This is a genomic window from Paenibacillus luteus, from assembly GCF_006542765.1.
Lineage (GTDB): Bacteria > Bacillota > Bacilli > Paenibacillales > Paenibacillaceae > Pristimantibacillus > Pristimantibacillus luteus.
Window position 1 is genome coordinate 43,671 of record NZ_SKCD01000007.1, and the last position, 23,628, is coordinate 67,298.

The window sequence follows — 23,628 nt, forward strand, 5'->3', positions numbered from 1 at the left end:
TTGTTCTCCCTCCACGTCAAATCTAACTAAGGTTTCATTAATTCCCCCGCAAGCCTCTCGAAGGTTTCTATAAAGAAAATGGCTTCTTGCTCTTCAAAACGATTCATATACTTAGCAAGAAGCACTTGAATCTTTTCCTCCATCCTGTCGCAAATCTGCTGACCATCCTCGGTTAGCGCCAAATAGATCACACGGCGGTCCTTCTCATCTGGCATGCGCTGAATGAGATTCTTGTCAAACAGTCTCGTAATAATGGCAGTTATGGAGCTTTTGCCTACGCAGAAAATGTCCGCAAGCTCAGAAGATGTGCACCTCTCCCTCGAACGTAAGTAGCGAAGCGTTGAGAACTGGTCAACCGTCAGATCATCCGGCATCAGCTCGCGGATCATCGCGTTTAACCGACGGTTAACGAGGAAGTTGGCCGCCTCATAGCGATCGATCATTTGTTTCAATAACGCTCGATCCACACTCATGTCCTCCTTAGTGGCCGATGAAGCCAAACCACAAATTTAATTCTATTATAGAATAGTTCTACAATAGAACTATATCAAATGAATATATTGAACGCAACGCCATAGTTTTGAACGTATCGTGAACAATAATGGAATAGGTATCGTTTTACAAACGATTCAATTCCTACGGCTTATCCTTTTAGCAAGCAGGATTTCCAAAAATAATGTCGAATAATAGGAAAAATATTCAAAAGCACATTCAGGAGGCCGCAGCAGGTGAGCAACCCTTTTCTTCAGCAGCAAAATAAACCCCGTACGATTGCTTTCGCATTTACACTATTACTACTGCTTGCACTAGCATCCGAATCCAGTCATCTCCAATTTTTGTATGGGATCACGTTTTCCTTAACCAGCCTGTTTGTGCTGCTTGGCTTACGCATCTTCGGTTTCGTACCAGGACTGCTTACAGCAACGGTTGTGCCCTGCATCGGAATCTTCCTTTTTGACCAACCCGCTTATCATCTTCTATTATTGGTCGAAGCCGCCGTAATCGGCCTCTTCCTGAGCAGATTCAAAAACCGCCTATTCCGGCTTGACGCTGCATTCTGGCTCCTGATCGGCATGCCAACCGCATATGGTCTTCATGCTGCCAATTCTACACTTGCCTCGAAAGATTTGATCTTGATTACCTGTATCATCGCTCTGAATGGCATGTTCAATGCCTTGTTCGCCGAAATGATTCAGCAGTACTTCCCTCTGCGCAAATGGAGTGGCTTCGCCTTCGACAATCGCCGGCCCCGCTCGTTCAGCAGGGTGCTTTTTCATTTCTCCCTTGGCATCGTATTCCTATCCTTCTTGCTCAATATCTATGTAAACAGCCTCAGCTCCTTCAAAGAAGCGTGTATGTACGCCCAGCGCCTTTCCTCAAGTGAAGCCAATCGCATCCTAAACATCTGGAACGAGTGGCAGCCTATGAACAGCGGCATAACCGTCCAAGAACAAGCTCGCTTCCTCCAAAGCCTGCTGCAAAGCTCGCCTAGCGACCTTGTCATTAGCTTTACCAATTCTACTTATACCGTTGTAGCATCAAGCCGTACCAGCCTAGTCGGTCAACTCCTCCATTACGAAGCCGATAGCCGAACAACTATCGTCAACCCGCAATTGCTGCTAACCATGCCGCCAGAAAAAAAGTATTCATTGGAGTTGCAAACCTGGCATGACGGGCAATTTGTTTACAAAGACAACGTCTCGGCCAGCGGTTTTCAAATGTATATTGAACTGCCGATCAAACATTATCAGAACTATTTATTTTCTAAATATTTAACGCATTTCTACTACTTAATCGGCCTTGCCATCTTTGCGGCTATTCTCGCTTATTTAATTAACCGTTGGCTTTCTCAAAGCCTGCAGCGGTTGGCTGCGGTCACTACCGATCTACCGCTCACTCTTGAAAAATCAGATACTGTTGTGTGGCCTGCCAGCGGCTTCGTAGAAATTCAATCGTTAATTGTCAATTTCAAGCAAATGTCGACCAATCTCATTCATCTGTTTCAAGAGGCAAGAAATAGCAATGAAAGGCTTGAAGCCCAGGCCATCATGCTGCAGCAGTCAGAAGAGCGGCTTCACCAGCTTGCTTATTCCGATATGCTGACTGGGCTGCCTAACCGCTTGCAATTCACCCTGTATGTACAAGAAATGATTGATAACTATGCCCGATTCAATAAGCCGATAGCTGTCATGTTCGCTGATATTAACCGATTCAAGCAAATTAACGACACACTCGGCCATGCGGTTGGCGATCAATTGCTGCAGAAGGCGGCAGAGCGCTTCGAAGCCGCAGCACTGCAGGATTGCAAGGTTTTCCGATTGGGCGGTGATGAATTTGTATTCGTGGGGCATTATGAGGATGAAGCTGCTATCCGTGTTAAAGGGCAAGCGGTCGTGGATTCCTTTAACGAGCCCTTTGTGTTGGCTGAGGCACGGCTCTTTCTAACGGTAAGTGTAGGCATCAGCCATTATCCGCAAGATGGCGACAACATGGATACGATCATTAGCAATGCCGATATTGCCATGTACAGCGCCAAGGAGCAGGGAGATGGCTGCTACCGCCTGTTTACGCCACAGCTTGTTTCCACAATGACCGAGAAAATGCAGCTGGAAAATGAATTGTACCCTGCACTTCAACAAAATCAGTTCTCCCTGCACTATCAGCCTAAAATGAATGCGGCTACCGGCGAGCTATGTGGGATTGAAGCGCTCATCCGTTGGCGGCATCCAGAGCTTGGCATGGTTCCGCCGGATAAGTTCATCCCGCTTGCAGAACAATCAGGATTTATTTTAGAAATCGACAGTTGGGTCTTCCGTGAGGCATGCCGTCAAAATAAAGCTTGGCAGGATGCCGGCTTGCAGCGGATATGCGTATCGGTGAACATATCAGCGAGACATTTCTATCAAGGGCAGTTGTCCGAAATGATTGTGCAGGCTTTGAAGGATACCGGACTTGAACCGCAATATGTCAGTCTAGAAATTACAGAAGGCGTATTTATGCAAAATATGGAGCAGGTCATTGAGACCATTCAATACCTTCGCGCTCTAGGCATCCAAATTTCCATTGATGATTTCGGCACAGGCTATTCCTCCCTGAATCAGCTTCAACGATTGCCGATCTCGGACGTTAAGCTCGATCGCTCATTCATTCAAGGTATTACAAGCGACGAGAAGAAATCTTCGATTGTCAAAGCGATTATTCAATTGATTCATAGCATGAATATGAAAGTAGTCGCTGAGGGCGTAGAGACCGACGACGAATCGAGGTTCTGCAAGGAGCTGCAATGCGATGAGCTGCAGGGTTATCTTTTCAGCAGGCCGCTCCCCCCGCAAGAGCTCGCGCTTATGCTCAGCACGCATGTTGAAATACCAACACAACATTAGAAAAGGAGCCGTCTCTCGGTCGATGACCTTAAGAGACAGCTCCTTTTTCCCTATATCTGGGATAGCAATCCCATGTTTAACTTAAACGGAGGCCTATGCGTTGGAAGAATCCGTCTCCGCTGCATCCGTGCCTGTTGTCGCCTGTGGAGCAGCGCCATCCGGACGTTCTCCGCGCGGTCCTTTGCCGCCATGACCGCCTTTGCCCCCGTTCTCACCACGCGCAGGGAGCTCGCCATTCACTTGTTTAGTCGCACGCTCTGTTGCTTCTTCAAGCTTTGTATCGTACTGCTCCTGCGTAATCGTACCCGCTGCCAGTTGCTCAGCCAACTTGGCTTGTTTATCCTTTATGTTCAGATCGATCAGCGTTTGGACAGCAATGCCCTTCTCTGCTGCAATAGCCGCAAGCGTCTTGCCAGACTCAAGCTCCGCCTTCAGCTCGTCCTCTGTTAAGCCTAGCGCTGTCGCAAAAACATCCAGGTTGCCTCCTCCAAAGCCGCCCCTGCCGCCTTCACCTCGCTGCGGCAGCAAGCCATTGACATGCTGCGTTGCATGTTCAACCGCCTTTTCAAACTTCGAATCATATTGGTCCTGCGTAAGGGAACCCGCTGCCAGCTCAGCGTCCAGCTTCGTTTTCTGCTCGCTCACAAGCGCATCAATGACTGTTTGCACCTCAATGCCCTTCTCGGTTGCAACAGCGGCGAGCGTCTTGCCCGATTCCTGTTCTGCTTTCAGTTCATCCGCAGTTAGGCCGAGCACAGCAGCGGCTGCTGTAAGATTTTGACCAAAGCCGCCTTTGCCGCCTCCCCCGCCCTGCTTGCCAAAGCCAAAGCCTTTGGAATCAAGCAATTTCTCTGCGATAGTAGCAGCATCTGGCTTAGTCAGCTGTTTCCCCGCATCCGTTTGTTGATCTGCATCGGTCGTAGTCCCGGCTTCCGTCTTCGCAGGTGCCGCAGCTTCCAGCCATTCCACTAGCTTCTCCTTCAGCTCAGCGCGTGTTTTGCCTTGTTCCACTGCGATCTCCGAGAGCGTCAAGGTCTCCAGCTTCGTCTGAAGCGCTGCTTCATCCACTCCTAAGTAAGTGGTCAATTGTTCTTGTATTTGTTCAAAGCCGCGTCCGAAGCCGCCGCGTTTATCTGCACGATCCTTCTTAGCTGCACCATTGTCTGACTGTGTGCTTTGCAGTGCCGGTTTACCGCTGCTTGCAGCAGCCGCATTAACAAGCTGGCCTGCCCATAGGCTTCCGCCTCCAAGTGCCAAAGTTAGTGCAATGGCACCTGCTGTGATTGCTTTCGCTTTATTCATCATTTAATTCCACCTCTCACTTTCGATTTGTTGTTACAAGACCTAGCATAACCACAAATACTTAAGGCTTCTTTAAAACCCGCTGAAAGTTGGCTGAATAGGAGAAATTCTCATACACGATTTGCTATTTATCGACAGCGCTAATTTGAAATAACACGAATTATTTATCTCATTCTTCTATAATTGAACACTTTTCTAACATTAATTTGATATTGTGAGAACAGATTGGACATCATGTACTGTCGAAAAATGGAAATATGCTTATGTCTACATTTTTCGACATTATTCGACGATATACTATCATAACTAACTAATAATTAAGAGGTGTGGTCCCATGTTACGTTTGAAAGACAAAAGCTTAGTCGTTACCAGCTCTATCGTATTAGCCCTTCTATTAGTTATGGTTATTGGCGTGACCGAATATTTGTCCTATAACACGCAGAAAAAAAACTATTTAGCTGAAATCGAACGGATTGGTCAAACACTTAGTTATCAAATGGAAGCTGCCCATGATCTGCTTGCATTTGGCAACAAAGAAATTACGGCTGGAAATGACACGAACAACGACAACTTCAAGCTTCTCAAGCTGCAGCTTGACGTGATGATCAAAAATGATATCGTATCCAATGCTTACGTCTACATGCCTGACATCATTGAGAAAGACGGAAAGTCCTATCTGAAAGTAATTCAAAGCAACGAGGAGCTGAATGCCGCAGGCCTTGGGCCCGGCCAGGACTATGAGCTAACGCCAGCCTTCCAAGAGGACGTACACAAGGCGATGGACAACGGCTCTGTCGTGACTGCTCCTGTAGTGGACGCTTTTGGAGAGTGGGTAACCTATCTCTCTAAAGTTGAAACTCCTAACGGCCGATTCATCGGTTTATTCGGTATCGATATAGACTATAAAAAAATAAATGATGCTATGTCCGCAATGTTATGGCAAAGCATCGGCATTGCCGTTCTCTTGTCCGCCATCGCCATCGGTATTATTATCGCTCTCATCCGTATGGTGTTGAGGCCTCTTAAGAGGCTTGCTGAAGTTTCCTCGCTGGCGGCCAAAGGGGACTTGACGCTTGCCGTTGCCGTGAAAGGGAACAATGAAATCAGCCAGGTATCCATGGCATTTAACGAAATGATCGCCAGCCTGCGCCAGCTCACCAGCAATATTCGCACGACTTCAGACGAAGTGGCTGGATCAGCTTTCAATATGCAGCAAAGCGCAGAGCAAACGTCGCGGGCAACGGAGGAAGTAACCGAAGCCATCCAAGAAGTGGCCTCCGGCTCAGAAACGCAGCTGCAAAGCTTCCAAGAGTGCCAGCGGGCGATGACGGAAATGACGATCGGCATTCAGCGGATCGCTGAATCCTCCTCTTCCGTATCCGATCTCGCAGCCGAGACGACCGCACTTGCTTCAGAAGGCGAAACCGTTATCGAGCAGACGCTCCAGCAAATGCAAACGATTGAGAACAATGTCGTCTCTACGGTAGCAACCTTGCACGAACTGAAAGAGCAAAGCGATAAAATAGGCAGCATTCTCGGCTTAATCGGTGATGTCGCGAATCAGACGAACCTGCTTGCGCTGAATGCTTCCATCGAAGCAGCGCGTGCTGGCGAGCACGGCAAAGGCTTCGCTGTCGTAGCTCATGAAATCCGCAAGCTTGCTGAGCGGTCGAAAGAGTCGTCCGAACAAATCGGGACCATTCTGCACAGCATTGGCAGCTACACCTCGACAGCTGTTTCTTCCATGGAGCAATCCGTAGAAGCGGCTCGCGTGGGTTCGACCGTGTCCAGCCAAGCTGGCGAGTCGTTCCGCACGATCGTCACGTCTATCCGCGATGTTTCCAGCCAGGTGCAGGAAGTATCTGCAGCGTCCGAGCAAATGTCGGCTGGCAGCGAGCAGATTGCCGCTTCACTGGATGAACTGGAGACGATCACAGCCAGCGCTGCTGGCAACTCGCAGCGCGTGGCTGCTGCATCGGAAGAGCAGCTTGCCTCCATGCAGGAAGTCGCCAGCTCGTCCGAGCAGCTGCGCAACTTGGCTTCTAGCCTGAATGAAGCTATCGGCCGTTTCAAAACCTAAGCAGATAAAATAAGAAGAAACGGCTTCGCCGTCCTCTGCACGAGGTGGCGATCCGTTTCTCGCAGAAATATAAGGCTTCTTTATCGTGTAAAACATATAAAGACTTATATCTGCAAATAGAAGGCAAACGGGCATGATCCCGTTTGCCTTCTTTTTCGTTGCCTTTACGCGGGAAGTGCCGCTCCAAGCTGCAACTGGTACATCGCGAAATATTTGCCGCGCTGTTCCATCAGCTCGTCGTGGTTGCCGCGCTCTACGATAACGCCGCGATCCAGCACCAGAATTTGATCCGCGTTGCGGATCGTAGACAGGCGATGCGCGATAACAAACGTTGTCCGTCCTTTTTTGAGCACATCAAGCGCCTCTTGAATGATCGCTTCTGTTTCCGTATCAATGCTGGCTGTCGCTTCATCCAAAATAAGAATCGCCGGATCATAGGCTAGCGCTCTCGCGAAGGAAATGAGCTGCCGCTGACCCGCGGATAGCGTGCTGCCCTTCTCGATAACCGGTGCATCTATGCCACCTGTCAGTTGGCTGAACATCTCATACGCACCGACATCGCGGAGCGACTGTTCAATCTTCTCACGGCTAATCTCCGGGTTATCCAAACTAATATTGGAAGCGATCGTACCCGTAAAGAGGAACGGGTCCTGCAGTACAATGCCCATATGCTGGCGAAGCAGCTGCTTCGGAATATCGCGTACATCCGTGCCGTCGACGATGATCTTCCCCTCATTCGAATCATAGAAACGAAACAACAGGTTCAGAATCGAGCTTTTACCCGAGCCGGTATGACCGACCAGCGCGACAGTCTGGCCTTGGCGGGCATGGAAGGAAATATGTTTGAGCACATATTCGTCCTTCTTGTAGGCAAACGAAACGTCCTCGAATTTGACTTCGCCTTTGTAGCGCTCCATCTTGCCAGGTACGATATCGATACCTTCCTCGTCCATCAGCTTAAATACGCGCTCAGCAGAGACACGTGCCGTTTCGAGATTCGAAAGCTGATTAACGATGCCGACGATTGGCGCAAACATCCGGTTCATGTAATCAACGAACGCATACAGCACACCAACCGATACCGCGCCCCGGAGCGAATCGCCCCAGAACATCCAGAGTACGATTAGGAACAAAATATTTCGAACGACGTTGACAAGGTTATGCGACGTAATGGAATTGAGGCTGAGCAGTTTATTCTGGTACTTGTAATAATGCTCGTTCATTTCATCGAATTCCTTCGTCGTCTCCTTCTGGCGGCGGAAGGCTTGAATGATCGTCATCCCTTGAATGGATTCATTGATCATACCGTTAATTTCGCTAAGCTTCGAGCGAATAATCCGGTTGTACTTGGCCGCGAATTTGCGGTAGACGACAATCCAGATAATCAGAATCGGTATGAGCGGAAGCGCAATAAGCGCAAGCCGGACATCCAGCAGGAACAGCGCGCCATAAATAGCCGCCATATAAATAATGCCTGTGAAGAAGTTTGCCAGAACCGAAACGTACAGTTCACGTATCGCCTCTGTATCGTTAGTGACACGAGAGACAACCTGACCTGCCGATAAGTTATCGTAATAATTGACGGGCAGCCGCTGCGTATGCGCAAAAATATCGGTACGCAGCTTGCGAACAATCCGGTTCGCCGACGTTTGCAGCATAAGACGCTGTCCGTAAGTAAAGACTGCGACCAGCAGCAAGAAACCAAAATACATAAAGGCTAGTTTCATTAATGAAGGGAATTCCGGTTTATAGAACGAGTAGAGCTCCGGATTCGTAAGCTTTGTTACCGGATATACGGCTTGCTCCCCCGTGTCCTTATCTGTGACGGTCAACGTATTCCCCTCGACCGTGCGCTTGCCCTGATCAGAGACAAGCGTATCATTCAGCCAATAAAACTGGCGTCCTACCTGCAGCACGCGAACCTCTTTGCCCTTCACTTCGGAAGCTGCAAAGTGATCTTCGCGCTTATACCATGTATCTTTATAAAGGACTGCAAAATCTTGCTTGCCCTCAACCTCATGCCACTTCTTCTCGATACCGAGAATATTTTGGTCAATCATCCGTTTGGCGATCAGCGGCCCGGCAAGCTCAGCGCATACCGCTAAGATAAGCAGCAGAAGCGCAAGCATGATCGGTTTTTTATAAAGCATGGCGTATTGAAACAATCGTTTTCCTGTAGTGCCCATTGTTTTTCACGCTCCAATTTCTTACGTTTCAATAATAGATTCCAGCTGCTGGCGATCATATTGCTCGCGATACCAGCCGCCGCTCTCGAGCAGCTGCTCATGGGTGCCTTCTTGGACAATTTTGCCCTCATCGAGCACGAGGATCCAGTCGGCATGCTGCACTGCTGATAAGCGATGCGTCGTGATGAGTGTCGTTTTGCCTGCCCGTTCCGTGCGGATGCCTTCAATAATTTCGGCTTCCGTCTTCCCGTCAACGGCTGACAACGCATCATCCATCAGCAGAATCTCCGGATCCGCGATGAGCGCGCGCGCGATGCTTACGCGCTGCTTCTGCCCACCGGACAGCGCTACGCCTCTCTCGCCAACCATTGTTGCCAATCCATCCGGCAAAAACTTAATGTCCTTCGCAAACGAAGCCCGCTCCAGCGCACGCTGCAAATCCTCTTCGGTACCTTCTTTGAGTCCGAAGAAAATATTTTCGCGAATCGTCTTGGAGAAGAGAACAGGCTGCTGCGGCACATAACCGATCCAACCAAGCAAATCATCAACCTTCAGGCTGCCCACTGGCGTTCCCGATATGCTGATGCTTCCCTTGCCAAGCGGGTATTCACGAAGCAGCTGCTTCAGAAGCGTCGTCTTCCCGCTTCCGGTCCTGCCCACAATGCCGAGTGTCTGGCCTTGATGCAGCGTAAAGGAAACCTGGCTCAAGTTATCGACCGTCGAGGACGGATAACGGAATGTCACCTTGTCAAAAGAAAGCGAGGAAGGCTCATTGACATGAACAGGAGCGCTTGCATCGGAAACATCCGGCTTATAGCCAAGCGTCTCGCTAACACGGTCGAGCGAAGCGTTGCCGCGCTGCATAATGTTAATCAGCTCACCGATCGCGAACATCGGCCAGATCAGCATCCCAAGAAATACGTTAAAGGAAACCAATTCGCCAAGCGTAATCTCATTGTGGAAAACTAAGTAGCCGCCATAGCACAGCCCGATCAAATAGCTCGTTCCGACCAAAATTTTCATCGTTGGCTCAAACAGGGCGTCAATGCGGGCAACGGCGATATTTTTATTCAACACATCATTTGTCTTGGCGCCAAAACGCGCCTCACTTGCTTCTTCCTGCACAAACGCCCGGATTACCCGAACGCCGGATACCGATTCCAGCACCTGGTCGTTCAGCTCGCCGAACGCATCCTGCGCATCCATGAACCGCTCATGAATTTTTTTGCCGTAATGCTTCATAGCCAGCGCCATAAGCGGCAAAGGAAGCAGCGCTGCAAGCGTGAGCTTCACGCTGATTAATCCAGCCATAACGATCAATATCGTGATCATGAACAGCGTGGAGTCAATCAGCGTTAAAATGCCGAAGCCTGCTGTCGTCGCTACTGCCCCAAGGTCATTCGTCGAGCGCGCCATGAGATCACCCGTGCGATTTCGTTCATAAAAAGTCGGCGTCATCCTCAGAAAATGGCCCATCAAACGTGACCTTAGCAGCTTCTCCAGCACGAAGGCCCCGCCAAACAGCTGATAATGCCATATGTACGTTATGATATAACCAACAATCGTCAACGCAATCCAGCCATACAGCACGCGGTTGAAATCAGCCTGACCCAGCAGATCCTGATGAATGCCATCAATCGTATATCCGATTAGCCAAGGGGGTATAACATCGATAAATCCTGTGAAAATAAGAAGTGAAATCGCAACGGTATACCGTTTCCAATTCAATTTAAAAAACCAGCTTAATTTTTTGAGTACACTAAACATGCTTTTCTACCACACCTTCCGCTATCCATCCAAGCTTCGTTAACCTTTAATTAATTCCCGGATACCACGCGACAGTTAAACCTACCGATTAGCGGCAAGGCACTGTCTCGCCTTGAAATATAGGCTGGCCCACCATAAGGAGCCTAATAAAGGCCTATAGTTGCAAAAAAAAGAAGCGCGCCGCCGTAACGACACACTTCTTTCCTGTGCGAGTATCGACCAGACTCCAGTCGTGTCTCGCAAGCATAGAAAAGGCGCATGATTACGGTGACGTAACCATGCGCCTCTAATGATCGGAAAACCTTCATTAAAGAGATTCGACGCGCGGATGGATTACGTTATTCAAGTTCAAACGATCGTTCACAGCAGCAACAACAAAGTTAAAATGATTGATTGTACCCATAGAACGTAATCCTCCTCTCGTTAAAATATATTAGTCACTTTACCATTGGTTGAAAATACTGTCAAGACCCGAAAACGCATTCTTTTTTGTGCCTATGAATCGATCCGCCTGTCACAAATTGTTGCAGATTATTGTGATTAAAATCACAATTGCCGTGCGCTTATCGATCTATACTTGCAATATCCGTTACAAACGAGAGGTGGAGGGGTTCACATGCTAAACGAAAAAACCATTGCCATTATTAAGTCGACTGTGCCTGTTTTAGAGGTTCACGGCGTGACGATTACAAAGAGGTTCTACCAGCTGCTGTTCACGAATCATCCAGAACTGCTGAATCTTTTCAATCAGGCTAACCAGAAACAGGGCAGGCAGCAAACCGCCTTGGCAAATGCCGTTTACGCGGCAGCGCTGCATATCGACAATCTGAGCGCGATTCTTCCGGTCGTGAAGCAAATTGGACATAAACACCGCAGCCTCGGCATAGCACCAGAGCATTATCCAATTGTTGGTAAGTACTTGCTTATGGCTATTAAAGAGGTACTTGGAGACGCCGCGACCGATGACATTTTGCATGCCTGGGCAGAAGCGTATGGTATGATTGCGGATGCCTTTATCGGCATCGAGAAGGACATGTATGAGCAAGCGCACACCCAAATTGGCGGTTGGGAAGGCTTTCGCTCCTTTCGCATCGATCGTACAGTGAAGGAAAGTGAGGTGATTACGTCCTTTTATCTGGTTCCGGAGGATGGCGGTCCCTTGGCCAGCTTTGCATCTGGGCAATACGTAAGCGTGAAGATCAAGCAGGATGGCTCGGAGCATACCCAGATTCGCCAATACAGCTTATCTGATGCTCCTGACGCAGGCCATTACCGAATTTCTGTTAAACGTGAGGCAGGACAGGGTGATCATCCCGAAGGTGCGGTTTCCACCTACCTTCATCAATGTGCTCAAGCGGGAACAAGCTTGTCTCTTTCTGCACCCGCCGGCGATTTTGTATTGGATACGACTGATCAACGTCCGGTCGTGCTGCTTAGCGGGGGAGTTGGGCTGACGCCAATGCTCAGCATGCTTCACACGCTCGTGCAGCACTATCCAGAACGCCCTGTCACCTTTGTTCATGCCGCCCAAAACGGCGATGTTCATGCCATGAGAAACGAGGTCAATGCACTGGCAAGCAAGCATCCGCAGCTGTCTGTATATTACTGCTACGCGAACCCTACTCAGCAAGATGAGGAACAGCAGCGCTATCACAAGAAGGGCTATATCGACTTGCCTTGGCTGCAATCTGTCCTTTCAGATACCGACCGATCTTTTTATTTTTGCGGACCGACACCCTTTATGGCGACCATTAACCAGTCACTACGGCAGCTGGGAGTGCCCGAAGCAGACATTCATTTTGAGTTTTTTGGCCCTGCGGCTAGCCTTGAGCCAGCCGTAGTGGGCTAACGCGAGATCGAGATATGAGGTTGGTTCAAGAAATGAAATTTCCTATTTTTGCTTCAGCGATGCCCGAAGCAGCCGATTGACCGTCTCTCGCCTTAATCCGATAAGCTGACCAATCTCATCCTGGGTTAGGACGTCTGTAATTGCAGCCGGACCGATGTACGCGGCGAACCATTGCTGCAGCTTGCTAAGCTTGTCGGCTGGAGAGATTTGGGTAAGCTGGTCAATTCGCTGCTGCATCATTCGCAGCTTGCCCTGGAGCAGCAGCGCGATCTCGCGGTTTTTCTCCGGATTTTGCGCAAGCTCTCCGTACCATTGCTGCGGCGGGACCACTTCGACCTCGCTTGCAAGGAGGGCGACCGCCGTTCCATGGTACGGCATAGGGGTAATTAGCGAATGATGGGGAATGATCTCGTCCGGCACAATAATATTAACGAGGAACGGGCTTCCGTCCTCATAGACGCGAACGATCTTGAGCAGTCCGCTTTGTAAGTGATAGAGCGAGCCGCTCTCTCCTTGTCGAAACAACGTTTGCCCTTTATGCAGCAGCATCAAAACGTTCCTTTCTCCATGCTCATCCTTTCAAGGATGAGCATTTTTTTGATTTCGAGCAGAAAGCCGATTACGAAATGACAGATCTAGGTGATTGACGGTACAAGAACAGGAGGCGTAGAATATTACATGCTGAGTCAACATTGACCGGTATTTGATGAAGAAAGAAGGAGAACGCCCCGCATGCGCATCCGAACTTATGCCATTTGCTTGTATATCATTCTAATCTATTGGATTTCCCTGCATGTCCCATATATGCATTCCCTGTTTTTCCCGACGCTTGGCGCTTTCAGCCTGCTCTTTATATCACGGCCGTTCGAGAAAAAAGAAATACGCAAAATCGCTTTTGGCGCCGTGTTGTCCTCCCTAATTGGCTCATTGTTCGTATTCTGGAGCACTGGCGTACTATCGCTGCTGTTCACTTTATTGATCGTGATCTTCTTGATTCATCAATTCAAATGGAATGCGCCGCCGATTTTAGCCGTTTCGCTCATTCCTTTTTTCACGCAGCCTCCGCTGGTATGGGTCATTCCGCTGTCCGTTTGCGGATCGCTTCTCGGTTTGCTCTTTACCTTATCCATGGCTGCTTTTGCCGAGAGAAAATTCGGCGCTATGATGCTGCTTTCCAAAAAAACGGTTAACGCCGATTCAGACTCCGTGATGTAGATCCGGTTTCCATTCCTCCGGCAGCAAACGCTGGTACTGGGCTTGCAAATACCGGTCATCAATAAGCACAAGCGTACCGCGATCGTTCTCTGACCGGATTAATCGCCCACCAGCCTGCAGCACCTTGTTCATTCCGGGATAGACGTAAGCATAATCATAACCGTTCTTGTTCTGTCCGTTAAAATAATCCTTCAGCATGTTCCGTTCCACCCCAAGCTGGGGCAGCCCGACGCCGACCACGATGACACCGATCAAGCGGTCTCCCACTAAATCCACACCCTCAGAGAACACGCCGCCCATGACGGCAAAGCCAATTAGCGATTGTTCCTTGTCACCCGCGAACGTCTTCAAGAAGCTGTCGCGTTCCTCTTCCGACATATCGGGCCTTTGCAGCAACACCTCCGCATCGAATGCGGAGCCTGCCGGAATTGACCATTCTTTCAGCTCCATATACGTCTCATAAACCGCATTCATATAAGCATACGATGGAAAGAAGACAAAGTAATTGCCCGGCCGTTCCTTCATGAGCTGCAAAATTAACTGTGCAATAGGCTGCTTCGACTCGTCTCGGTCATGGTATCGGGTCGAAAGCGGCTTGATGATCACATCCAGCTGTTCCTTGGAGAAAGGCGATGGGACCGCCAGCGTATAATCCTCCTCTCTCGCTCCCAACATGTCCATATAATAAGAGACCGGCGAGAGTGTAGCGGAGAAATAAATATGCGAGCGGTAGCCCTTGCCCATTTGCTGCAGCAGCAGCGACGGGTCTAAGCAAAATAACTTAAGCCGAACATCGTTTTTGGATAGCTCCGTGTAAACGACGTAACGTTCATCGAACAGCTTGGCCGTGCGGATGAAGTTTTGCGCGTTAAAATACAGATCAAGCAGCTGTCCGCCTGCACCCAGTCCTGCGGCTAGCGCTTGCTCGGCTGCTGATGCAAAGCTCTCTGCGAGCGCAACCAGCTCCTCCGGCAGCTGCCGTTCGACCAAATGCGGCACCCCGTCACTGCTTTTGCGCAGCGCAATAAAATAATCATTCATCGCCTTCGCCGTGCGGTAACCTTCGCCATGAACTCCCTTCAGCTCGCGCTGCAGCGCCAGAAACGGAGCCTTGGACAGCTCGGCCGAGAACATTTCGCGCGCCCGGTCGACCAAATTATGCGCCTCATCCACGAGCAGTGCCGTTCGCTTCTTCATCTCGGCATATTGGCGCTTAAATGAAATGCGAGGATCAAAAATATAATTATAATCACAGATGACCGCATCCGCAGCGTAAGCCAAATCCAGCGAAAACTCAAACGGACACACCTTGTGCTTATGGGCATAAGCCTCTATGACAGGCCTTGTCATGATCGTTTCCTGCGCCAATATATCAAGGACCGCGCCATTTATTCGGTCATAATATCCATCCGCATAAGGACAATGCTCCCTCTCGCAGCGTACCTCTTCCTGAAAACAAATCTTATCCTTCGCCGTAATGGTGACCGCGTGCAGGTGAAGTCCCTTGTCGCGCATGAACAGCAGCGCATCCTCGGCCGCTGCTCTCGTCGTCGTTCGCGCCGTCAAATAATAAAAGCGCTGCAGCATGCCCGAACCGATCGCTTTGATCGTCGGATAAGTCGTCGAGATCGTCTTACCAATGCCCGTAGGCGCCTTGGCAAACAAGCGCACGCCCTCATCAATGGATTTATATACCGCTCCAGCCAGCTTACGCTGCCCTGCCCGGTACGTATCGAAAGGGAAAGCGAGCCCGCTTATGCTCTCGTTGCGGGCAAGCTCATGGCCTCGGCGCAGCTGGGCATAAGGCGCATAACGCGCAGCAACCTCATGAACGTATTGTTCCAGCTCCTCATAGCTGGCCTTCCTTACAAACCGCCGTTCCTCCTCCGTTTCCGTCTGTACATAGGTAAGCTGAATGCGCATAGCCGGCAGCTCATGCTCTTTCGCATACATATAGGCATAGAATAGCGCCTGCGCCCAGTGCACAGGATATCCATCCTCCGTAATCCGGTCGAGATCGCCGCCAGTTGATTTAATCTCGTCAATGGTCAAGAGCGGCTCGGTCCCCAGCAGCCCGTCACAGCGGCCATCCACGACAAATAGCAGATCATCCACCCGGATATCCGCTTTGACATAAACCTCTTTATGATCCTGCTCACTATACGTGCGCTGCACTCTCTGATGCGCCTTCGTGCCCTCATGCATCGTATCGATCGTATTTAGCCGAACATCGATGCTCCCGCTAAGAAATACATATTCGACCAAGTGTCTCACTGAAATCGTAACCGTATCATTCATTAGCATAACGTCTCGTCTACCGCTCCCAAAAAGAACATTTGTTCCTTTTATTGTACCACATGCGCCAATGCAAACGTAAATCTCTTGGCTGTGCATAACCTCTATGTATTGACCTTTCATCAAAGTGCTAGTACGATTTTAATTGTATTTTATTGTCATAAAAGGAGAACCGCTCATGAAAAAAAATCAGCCTATTTCGCGGTTCTTTTCACCGCTGTAACATTAACCCTTATTATTTATTTAACTGGAACTAGCACGTCAGCAAATACTGAAAAAGAATATAGAACAAACTTTTAAAAACCTTATTACAGCGGTCAATAACAAAGATGTAAGTAGTATGATTAAGTATTCACTTGATGTTCGATTCTCAGATGATGATATTCGAAAGACCGAATACGTGCCTGGGCATGAATATGATGATAAAATCTCTGGTTCCCAAACTCCCATGCTAGAGACCATCCATCACTTCCATCTTTGTCGTAATACAACACAACATTGTTGCGTTATAAAGCCAAAAAAGAGAACTGTCGCGAAACAGCCCTCCATTGCCCTGCCCATTACGCTTCCCTTTCGCTCGCTCGCTTCTTTACCGGGATCCAGATCTCGCTACGGAACGCCGGCGAGCTCGTGTCCTTGCTCACGTTACGCAGCATCTCCGGCCCCGGCGCCAGCTCGAAGCCGGTCGTCGGGAACCACTCGGAATAGATACGCCCCCATACCGATTGCAGCGCCTCCGGGAACGGGCCAACCGCTTCGAACAACGCCCACGTCGTCGCCGCCACCTCCAGCGCCGCGAACCGCTCCGGGCAGGCATTCGTCGTCGCGGCGCCGATATAATAGTCGAACTCGCCTTGCTCATCCCTGCGTCCCTCGGAGAAGTTCGCCGACGCGCTGACGAGTCCCGCCGGCTCGACGTCGGACAGCCGTTCCAAGCGTACGAACTCCTCCTCGTCCAGCGAATTCCACATCGCCGCGATGTACGGGTTCACGCCATGGTGGAACACGATCGGCACCCGCTTGCTGTAGCCGACGATGCGGAACGCTTCCTTGTCCACGATCCGATAGTTCATCTCGCTTCCTCCCTGTATCGTCAATCGGAAGGTCATCGGCGGATAAGCTTTCAGCATCGCTCCCGGCCTCCTGGCTTCGGAAGGCGTCGCGTCGTGCAACTGCTGGAATGCCCGCGCAAACGCGTCCGGCGACGAATAGCCGTACTTCAGGGCGATGTCGATCACCTTCGCGTCGCTTTGCCGCAGCTCTGCCGCGGCGCGCGTCAGCCTTCTGCGCCGGACGTACTCGGACAGCGGAATGCCCGCCAGGAACGAGAACATTCGGGTGAAGTGATACTCCGAGCAAAGCGCGATCCGCGCCGCCTCGGTCATGTCGATGTCGTCCGTGAGCCGCGCTTCAATGTATGCCAGCGCGGCGTTCATGTGCTTCAGCGAATCCATATCTGCTTCTGACCTCCTCTCGTGAACAGAATAACAGGAAGCGCGAAGACGTATCCGACTTTCATTGCACCGTTATGCAGGGCTAGTCTTGTGTCACCCGGCTTCGGCACGTCAGGCTCAGGTGGTCGGAGAGAAAGAGAGCGTCTTGGATGGTACAAGGTGGGACTACGTTCAGAGAGCTTTATATTAAGACGAGGTTCAAAGCGGTATAGCAATCCCGCCCCAGAATACTAATTAACAATTTAATTAAACAAGAAAGCCATCAAAGCAAAATCAATGAGTTATGCACTTGCAGGTAGAACATGGGAATTAAGTATCGTTCTCCGTTAGCGTAATCGTCAGATGTCCAATGAAACAAATTCTCCCCCCCCCCCATAATTTTTCACACGTAAGCGTCTATACATATTTTTTTCATAATGATAACGTACCCTTCGTAGACGGAATAACATCGCCTGTTATCCTAATTGCTTTCTTCAACGCATCGCCGAATGCCACGAAAATCGCCTCATTTATATGGTGTGTATTTTTGCCGTATTCCAAATTGATGTGCATGGTTATCCCGCTATTATTCGCTACAGCAAGAAAAAACTCTTCGGTTAGTTCGGTTTCAAACTCGCCTGCTCGTGTTGACGGCATTTCCACGTTAAACACTAAAAAAGAGCGATTAGATATACTCAAATCCACTAATGCTAAGCTCTCATCCATAGGTATACGCGAACTACCATAACGGTTTATACCTTTTTTATCCCCTATAGCCTTTTTGATTGCTTGCCCCAAGCATATTCCAATGTCCTCAACCGTGTGATGCCCATCTATCTCTAAATCACCTTTGCAATCCACATTTAGTTTTATTCCTGCCCTAAAAGCAAAAAGCATGAGCATATGGTTAAAGAATCCAATTCCCGTGTTGATGTTGCCTTCACTGTATTCATCGAGATTAAGATCCAGTTTAATTTCTGTTTCTTTTGTTTTTCTGTTAATTAATGCCTCTCGCACTATAACAAACTCCCTTCTTAACTGAGGTACTGCCTTTTGGTATTGCTAGCCAAATGAATTCGATTAAGACCGCATCCTTCATCACTTTACTACTATAATATATTAACGCAATAAAGTAATAATGTAAAGTTATGTAAGTCGGTCAGCCACGCTAAATTGCCCGTTAGCTTAATGAAGTATCGTCAGTCTAACATTTTATTTTCTCAGTTTAGAACTTTATTTTCTTCTGACATCTAGAGCTAAATTTAACTGATCGCCGCGCGAGCATTTCAAACAATAGCAATAGAAGAATGTTATTCATGTGATTCCATGCAAAAAAAGGACGCCGAGGCGTCCCTTTACGTTTATTCAGTCAATTAAAGATCTTCCGTCTCTTCCTCGGGATGACGGCCGACTCCGTTTAGCAAATCCGTGCCATGAAACTCCTCGCCCGGGGATGCAGGGTCAACGGGGCTGTCCTTCGCTATGAGATCCGCATCCGGAACGGCGGCCAGCTCCTCGGAAATCTCTTCAGGAGTGTCCACTTCATTTCGAGCATCCAATGGATAAGGAACATGAGGCTCATGCACATGCTCATTTTCTTTCGGATATTGCTTCAGCAGAAGCTCAGACGCCTCTGAAACGGCGCCCTCCGGCACATCCTCCGTAAATAAGCCAAACGCGGGATCAATATCCTTTTCGGTCGCCAAGCTATTTGATTTCCGTTTATGTTGATCTTGCTCGTTTATCATTTCGATTGCCTCCTCCGTTGTTCTACCCTATAATACCCACTTGGCCCATCATTCTAACCAATTATTATTAGATTGCATAAATTCAACAAAGTCGCAGGCTATGCTTGGGTATAGGCCAAAATCAATAGCGTTGCATTATCCTGGTAAGGCCTCTGTTGTTCTAAAACATATTGAAGGATATAATCCGCTGCATCCTGCGGGGAGAGATTAGCCGCTTCCTCCAGCAGCTCTTCCGTTAAATCCTCGTAAAGGCCGTCGCTGCAGAGCAAAACCCAATCGCCTTCCTGCAGCTTCAGCGGCTTTTGACTAGCATCTATTTCAGTCACGCTCGGGATACCCAAATAACTAGTTAGCAAGTACCGATCCGGATGCGACTCCGCCTCTTCCAGCGTAAGCTTTCCCGCCAGTACCCGCTCGTACAACCGATTGGCATAGATATGATCCCGCGTCAAAGGAACAAGCACACCGCTGCGATACAAATATATCCGGCTATCGCCTACTGATATCCAGTGCAGCTGCCCCTCACGAATTACAGTCGCCACAAGCGTCGTGCCCACATGCCACTCCAGCTTATGTTCAAGCGCCAACTCATAAACCGCTTGGCCTGCAAAGTGCATGGACAGCTCCAGCGCCTCTGGCACACTGCTCCATTCCGCTTTATGAGCATAAACGCTCAGCATCGTCTCGACCGCAAGCTGCCCGGCTTCCTTGCCCATTTCATAACCGCCCATACCATCAGCAAGCACGGCGAGCAGACCATGCCCCTTGCTCAATTTTTGATCCTCCAGAGAAGAGAAGCCATACGCATCCTGCTGCTCCTCCCGCTTTCCGATATGCTGAGCATAGCCCGTCACTATTTGATGCGTCGCCATGTATCGATTCGATTTTATAAATAAACGATAAATGGCCTGCCAGCCTTGAAATAGCAGACGCCTCAGCTTTGCTGCGCTTTTGCTTAACCATCTCGTCATCACCATACGATCCCCGCCTTATTTACGCTGCTGAGTTTCTGTCTCTCAACTGTATAGTTATGGCTGGGTTTCTTCAATTATACTTCAATAGCCAATTTGGCTTATGCGATCTGCCTATCCGCTCGAACCTTTATTATAAAGGTTTTAACCAAAGGAAAAGCGAGGCTGTCTCTCCGTAGTCAGCAACTACTTCGGGATAGCCTCGCTTCGTCTTCTTATTTTTTCACGATATCCTGTACCGCTTTGTCAAATTTCTCAAGCAGCTGATCGCTGGTGATTTGTTTGCCTAGGTACTCCTGCATAGCGGCTCCCCATTGCTGGGTGATGCCATCCGGGAAGCGATCCCAGTTCCAGCCCTTCACCTGAGCAGGGTTGGCATTCGCAAAGGTTGCGAAATCGCCGCCGATTTTGCCGACTGCCTCTGGGTTAGGCTCAATCGAAGACAGCGCCGGTACGAACTTAAAGTCGGTCGCAATGTATTTTTTACCTGTTTCCGAGGTAACCATCCAGTTCAGGAATGCCTTCGCTTCTTCCACTTGATCGGATTTGCTGTTTACGATCCAGTTGTTCGGCACGCCAGTGAATACGTTCGGCTTGTCAAGAAGCGGCACAGCCATCATACCCAAATTGAGCGCCGGATTGATCTCATCGATCATGCCTTGAATCCAGTTGCCATGCTGAATCATCGCGTATTTGCCTGCTGCGAATTCAGCTACTTGCGTATTGTAATCCGTGGTCAGCGCATTGTCTTGCCCATTGGCGAACATAATGTCCACCAGATGAATCCACTGCTTCATGATCGGATCATCCTTCAGCTTCACCGTACCTGCTTTCACATCCTCGATAAATGCTGCTGGGTCTGCTTGGTTCGCAAACGCGATATTAAGCGTATGGATCCCCATCGACCACCATTCAGAAGTCAGCGCGAACGGTATAATGCCTGCGTCTTTCAGCTTTTTGGCCGCTGCCTCCAGCTCGTCTAGCGTTTGCGGAAGCTCTGTGATGCCCGCCTTAGCGAACAAATCCTTGTTGTATGTGAAGCCGTAAGCCTCAAGGTTCATCGGCATGCCGAGCAGCTTGCCGTCACGAGTAATTTGCGCCTTCGATGCTTCAACCAAATCCTTGGCCCATGCCTCACCTGTCAGATCAGCCGCACGGTCTACGTAAGGATCAAAGCCTGCCCAGCCGCTGGAGTTGAAAATTTCCGGCTCTTCGCCCGCAGCCAGCTCCGCTTTCAGAAGTGCGCTGTAATCCTCGCCGCCGCCATGCGTCTCAATGTCTACCTTCACGCCTGTTTCTTTCTCGTACTCCGCAGCCATCTTGGTCAGCGCATCGGCAATCTCTACTTTAAACTGAAACACCTTGATCGTTACGTCCTTCTTCGGTGCTTCGGTAGCTTCCGTTTTACCCTTATCATTCGTATTCTTTGGTGCGTTGGTAGCCTTTCCACCGTTATTGTTGCTTCCGCAACCGCTTGCCAGAACGATGAGCATAATAGCAGCCAGCATCAGTAAGGAAATTTTTTTCATCTTATGACCTCCCGCAAATTTTATCTATCCTTATGTTTTGTAGCGCTTACAACGTCATTATAATTGTGCAACCTCGTGGCACAACACCGAATATATTGTACTTCTAGGTGTAAAATGTTGATAACTTCCATTTATTCAAGCTTTACGCCTATCCTTTTACGGAACCGGCCGTAATGCCTTCGATAATATGCTTTTGCAAAAACAGGAAAAACAATATGATCGGAATCGTGCTTAAGGTGAGCGCTGCCATGGCTAGATCCCATTTGCGCAAATACTGGCCGAAAAATTTCTGGACCGCCAGCGGAATAGTCGTTAGCTTATCATTCACCACCAGCACCGGCAGCAAATAATCGTTCCAGATCCACAGCACGTTCAAAATAATAACCGTTACCGTAATCGGCTTCAAGAGCGGAAATACGATGCGCCAGAATACTCCGTAAGGCGAGCAGCCGTCCACCACCGCAGCCTCCTCTACTTCCAGAGGCACCGATTTAATAAAGCCATGGTACAGAAACATCGATAACGAAATGCCAAACCCCATATAACATATGACAATGCCATACAGATGCCCACGCAGTTCAAACAGGGACGTAATGCGCATCAGCGGCAGCATAACCGATTGGAACGGAATAATCATAGCAGCAATAAGCACCGTAAGCAGCAAATTGTTAAAGACGGTCGGGCGACGAACCAGCCGGTAAGCCATCATGGAGCTGACCACAACAAGCATCAGTACGCTGATGGAGGTGATCATGAACGAGTTGAGAAACACGGTTGGAAAATCAATCGCCACCCATGCACGCTTAAAATTATCGAAGCCCAGCTTCTCCGGCAGCGAAGCCGCATTGAGCAAAATATATTTGAGCTCCTTGAACGAGTTGACAATCAAGAAGTAAAAAGGAGCCAGAAATACGAGCGCGACTGCAATTCCGACGATCTCCAGCAGCAGGACAAGCGGCGTGTAACGCTGTTTATTATCCATTACGCCTCCACCTCCTTCTTCTTGGTGATCCATACCTGCGTCACCGTAATGAGGGCAACGCCGATAAAGAAGATCATCGCTTTCGCCGTGCCAAGGCCGTATCGGTTGTTGACCAGCCCTTCGCGGTACACGTTCAGCGCAATCGATTCAGTCGCATTGCCCGGCCCACCAGCCGTCAAGGACAGGTTCAAGTCGAACATGCGGAATGAGTTGGACGTGGTGAGGAACAAACAAATCGTAATCGCTGGCATGATCAGCGGTACGGTAACGGAACGCAGCATTTGCCAGGACCCCGCCCCGTCGATTTTGGCAGCCTCGATCAAATCCTTGGGTACGCTGATCATCGCGGCTATGTAAATAATCATCATATAACCGGCCGTCTGCCAGACGAACACGATCACAATACCCCAAAATGCTGTATCCGGCGTACCCAGCCACTGCAGATTAAAAAATCCGATTCCCGTCGCCTCTCCAATCGCCCGGAAACCTCTCACAAAAATAAAATACCAGATATAGCCGAGCAACAAGCCGCCGATCACGTTAGGCAGGAAAAATACCGTCCGTAAAATATTGCGGCTCTTCAAGTTGCGCGTCAGCAGCAGCGATAGCAGAAACGCCGTTACGTTCGTTACGATGACAGCAGCAGCCGTAAACTTTGTCGTAAACCAAAAGGCTTTCCAAAACCGCTCGTCGTCCGTAAATATTTTTATAATATTTTTCATTCCTACCCATTTGGCATTGCCCAAATCAAGCCCATTCCACTCCGTAAACGTGTAATAAAAGCCCATCACGAACGGCGTTAACACGATCAGTATAAAGGCAATAAGACCCGGGCCGACAAATACCGTTTGCTGCATCCACTCGGACCATTTCATTTTTTTGGACATC

The 23,628-nt window shown here is 49.3% G+C and carries 17 protein-coding genes; 4 read left to right on the forward strand and 13 right to left on the reverse strand.

What is annotated here, in order from left to right; genetic code table 11:
• Nucleotides 1-26: 26 nt before the first annotated feature.
• Complete coding sequence (locus E0496_RS05160) at nt 27-473, reverse strand: MarR family transcriptional regulator (protein WP_338325822.1); 447 nt, start codon at nt 471-473, stop codon at nt 27-29.
• A 255-nt stretch (nt 474-728) separates the two neighbouring features.
• Here E0496_RS05160 and E0496_RS05165 point away from each other — a divergent pair, with 255 nt between their 5' ends.
• Nucleotides 729-3,383 carry a putative bifunctional diguanylate cyclase/phosphodiesterase gene (locus E0496_RS05165; protein WP_141500589.1) on the forward strand — a complete coding sequence of 885 codons (2,655 nt, stop codon included), beginning with the start codon at nt 729-731 and terminating at the stop codon, nt 3,381-3,383.
• Nucleotides 3,384-3,476: 93 nt separating this feature from the next.
• Here E0496_RS05165 and E0496_RS05170 read toward each other — a convergent pair whose 3' ends face one another.
• Nucleotides 3,477-4,685 (reverse strand): hypothetical protein, encoded by a 1,209-nt coding sequence (locus tag E0496_RS05170; protein WP_206669712.1) that lies wholly within the window; start codon nt 4,683-4,685, stop codon nt 3,477-3,479.
• Between the two features lie 334 nt (nt 4,686-5,019).
• On the opposite strand from E0496_RS05170, the gene E0496_RS05175 reads away from it, so the two are divergent.
• Nucleotides 5,020-6,765 (forward strand): methyl-accepting chemotaxis protein, encoded by a 1,746-nt coding sequence (locus tag E0496_RS05175; protein ID WP_141500591.1) that lies wholly within the window; start codon nt 5,020-5,022, stop codon nt 6,763-6,765.
• Nucleotides 6,766-6,929: 164 nt separating this feature from the next.
• Here the strand turns inward: E0496_RS05175 and E0496_RS05180 are convergent, their stop codons facing one another.
• Together E0496_RS05180 and E0496_RS05185 are read right to left on the reverse strand one after the other, a co-directional pair.
• Entirely contained in the window at nt 6,930-8,951 is a 2,022-nt protein-coding gene (locus tag E0496_RS05180; RefSeq protein ID WP_141500592.1) for an ABC transporter ATP-binding protein, read from the reverse strand.
• A 21-nt stretch (nt 8,952-8,972) separates the two neighbouring features.
• Entirely contained in the window at nt 8,973-10,718 is a 1,746-nt protein-coding gene (locus E0496_RS05185) for an ABC transporter ATP-binding protein (RefSeq protein ID WP_141500593.1), read from the reverse strand.
• 616 nt (nt 10,719-11,334) lie between these two features.
• Between E0496_RS05185 and hmpA the strand changes: the two genes are divergently transcribed.
• Entirely contained in the window at nt 11,335-12,567 is a 1,233-nt protein-coding gene (gene hmpA, locus E0496_RS05190; protein WP_141500594.1) for an NO-inducible flavohemoprotein, read from the forward strand.
• A 42-nt stretch (nt 12,568-12,609) separates the two neighbouring features.
• On the opposite strand, the gene E0496_RS05195 is transcribed toward hmpA, so the two are convergent.
• Nucleotides 12,610-13,116, reverse strand: coding sequence for a Crp/Fnr family transcriptional regulator (locus E0496_RS05195; RefSeq protein WP_141500680.1), 507 nt, complete (start codon nt 13,114-13,116; stop codon nt 12,610-12,612).
• Nucleotides 13,117-13,299: 183 nt separating this feature from the next.
• On the opposite strand from E0496_RS05195, the gene E0496_RS05200 reads away from it, so the two are divergent.
• On the forward strand, nt 13,300-13,782 hold the full coding sequence (locus E0496_RS05200; protein WP_141500595.1) for an HPP family protein: 483 nt from the start codon (nt 13,300-13,302) through the stop codon (nt 13,780-13,782).
• Here E0496_RS05200 and E0496_RS05205 read toward each other — a convergent pair.
• The 8 genes from E0496_RS05205 to E0496_RS05240 all read right to left on the reverse strand — a co-directional run bounded on the left by E0496_RS05205 (nt 13,765) and on the right by E0496_RS05240 (nt 23,627).
• On the reverse strand, nt 13,765-16,080 hold the full coding sequence (locus E0496_RS05205; protein WP_141500596.1) for an ATP-dependent DNA helicase: 2,316 nt from the start codon (nt 16,078-16,080) through the stop codon (nt 13,765-13,767). The two genes, E0496_RS05200 and E0496_RS05205, sit on opposite strands and share 18 nt — an antisense overlap.
• Before the next feature lie 557 nt (nt 16,081-16,637).
• Nucleotides 16,638-17,531 carry an AraC family transcriptional regulator gene (locus E0496_RS05210; protein ID WP_141500597.1) on the reverse strand — a complete coding sequence of 298 codons (894 nt, stop codon included), beginning with the start codon at nt 17,529-17,531 and terminating at the stop codon, nt 16,638-16,640.
• 411 nt (nt 17,532-17,942) lie between these two features.
• Nucleotides 17,943-18,527, reverse strand: coding sequence for an imidazoleglycerol-phosphate dehydratase HisB (gene hisB / locus E0496_RS05215; protein ID WP_141500598.1), 585 nt, complete (start codon nt 18,525-18,527; stop codon nt 17,943-17,945).
• 356 nt (nt 18,528-18,883) lie between these two features.
• Nucleotides 18,884-19,258, reverse strand: coding sequence for a hypothetical protein (locus E0496_RS05220; RefSeq protein ID WP_141500599.1), 375 nt, complete (start codon nt 19,256-19,258; stop codon nt 18,884-18,886).
• A gap of 98 nt (nt 19,259-19,356) precedes the next feature.
• The gene (locus tag E0496_RS05225; RefSeq protein WP_206669713.1) at nt 19,357-20,229 is read right to left on the reverse strand and encodes a PP2C family protein-serine/threonine phosphatase; all 873 of its coding nucleotides are present in this window, start codon (nt 20,227-20,229) and stop codon (nt 19,357-19,359) included.
• A 215-nt stretch (nt 20,230-20,444) separates the two neighbouring features.
• Nucleotides 20,445-21,758, reverse strand: coding sequence for an ABC transporter substrate-binding protein (locus E0496_RS05230; protein ID WP_141500601.1), 1,314 nt, complete (start codon nt 21,756-21,758; stop codon nt 20,445-20,447).
• Between the two features lie 148 nt (nt 21,759-21,906).
• On the reverse strand, nt 21,907-22,740 hold the full coding sequence (locus E0496_RS05235; protein WP_139996806.1) for a carbohydrate ABC transporter permease: 834 nt from the start codon (nt 22,738-22,740) through the stop codon (nt 21,907-21,909).
• Nucleotides 22,740-23,627, reverse strand: a complete 888-nt coding sequence (locus E0496_RS05240) for a carbohydrate ABC transporter permease (protein ID WP_139996805.1) — start codon at nt 23,625-23,627, stop codon at nt 22,740-22,742. Before E0496_RS05240 ends, E0496_RS05235 begins: the two co-directional genes overlap by 1 nt.
• Nucleotide 23,628: the final 1 nt, after the last annotated feature.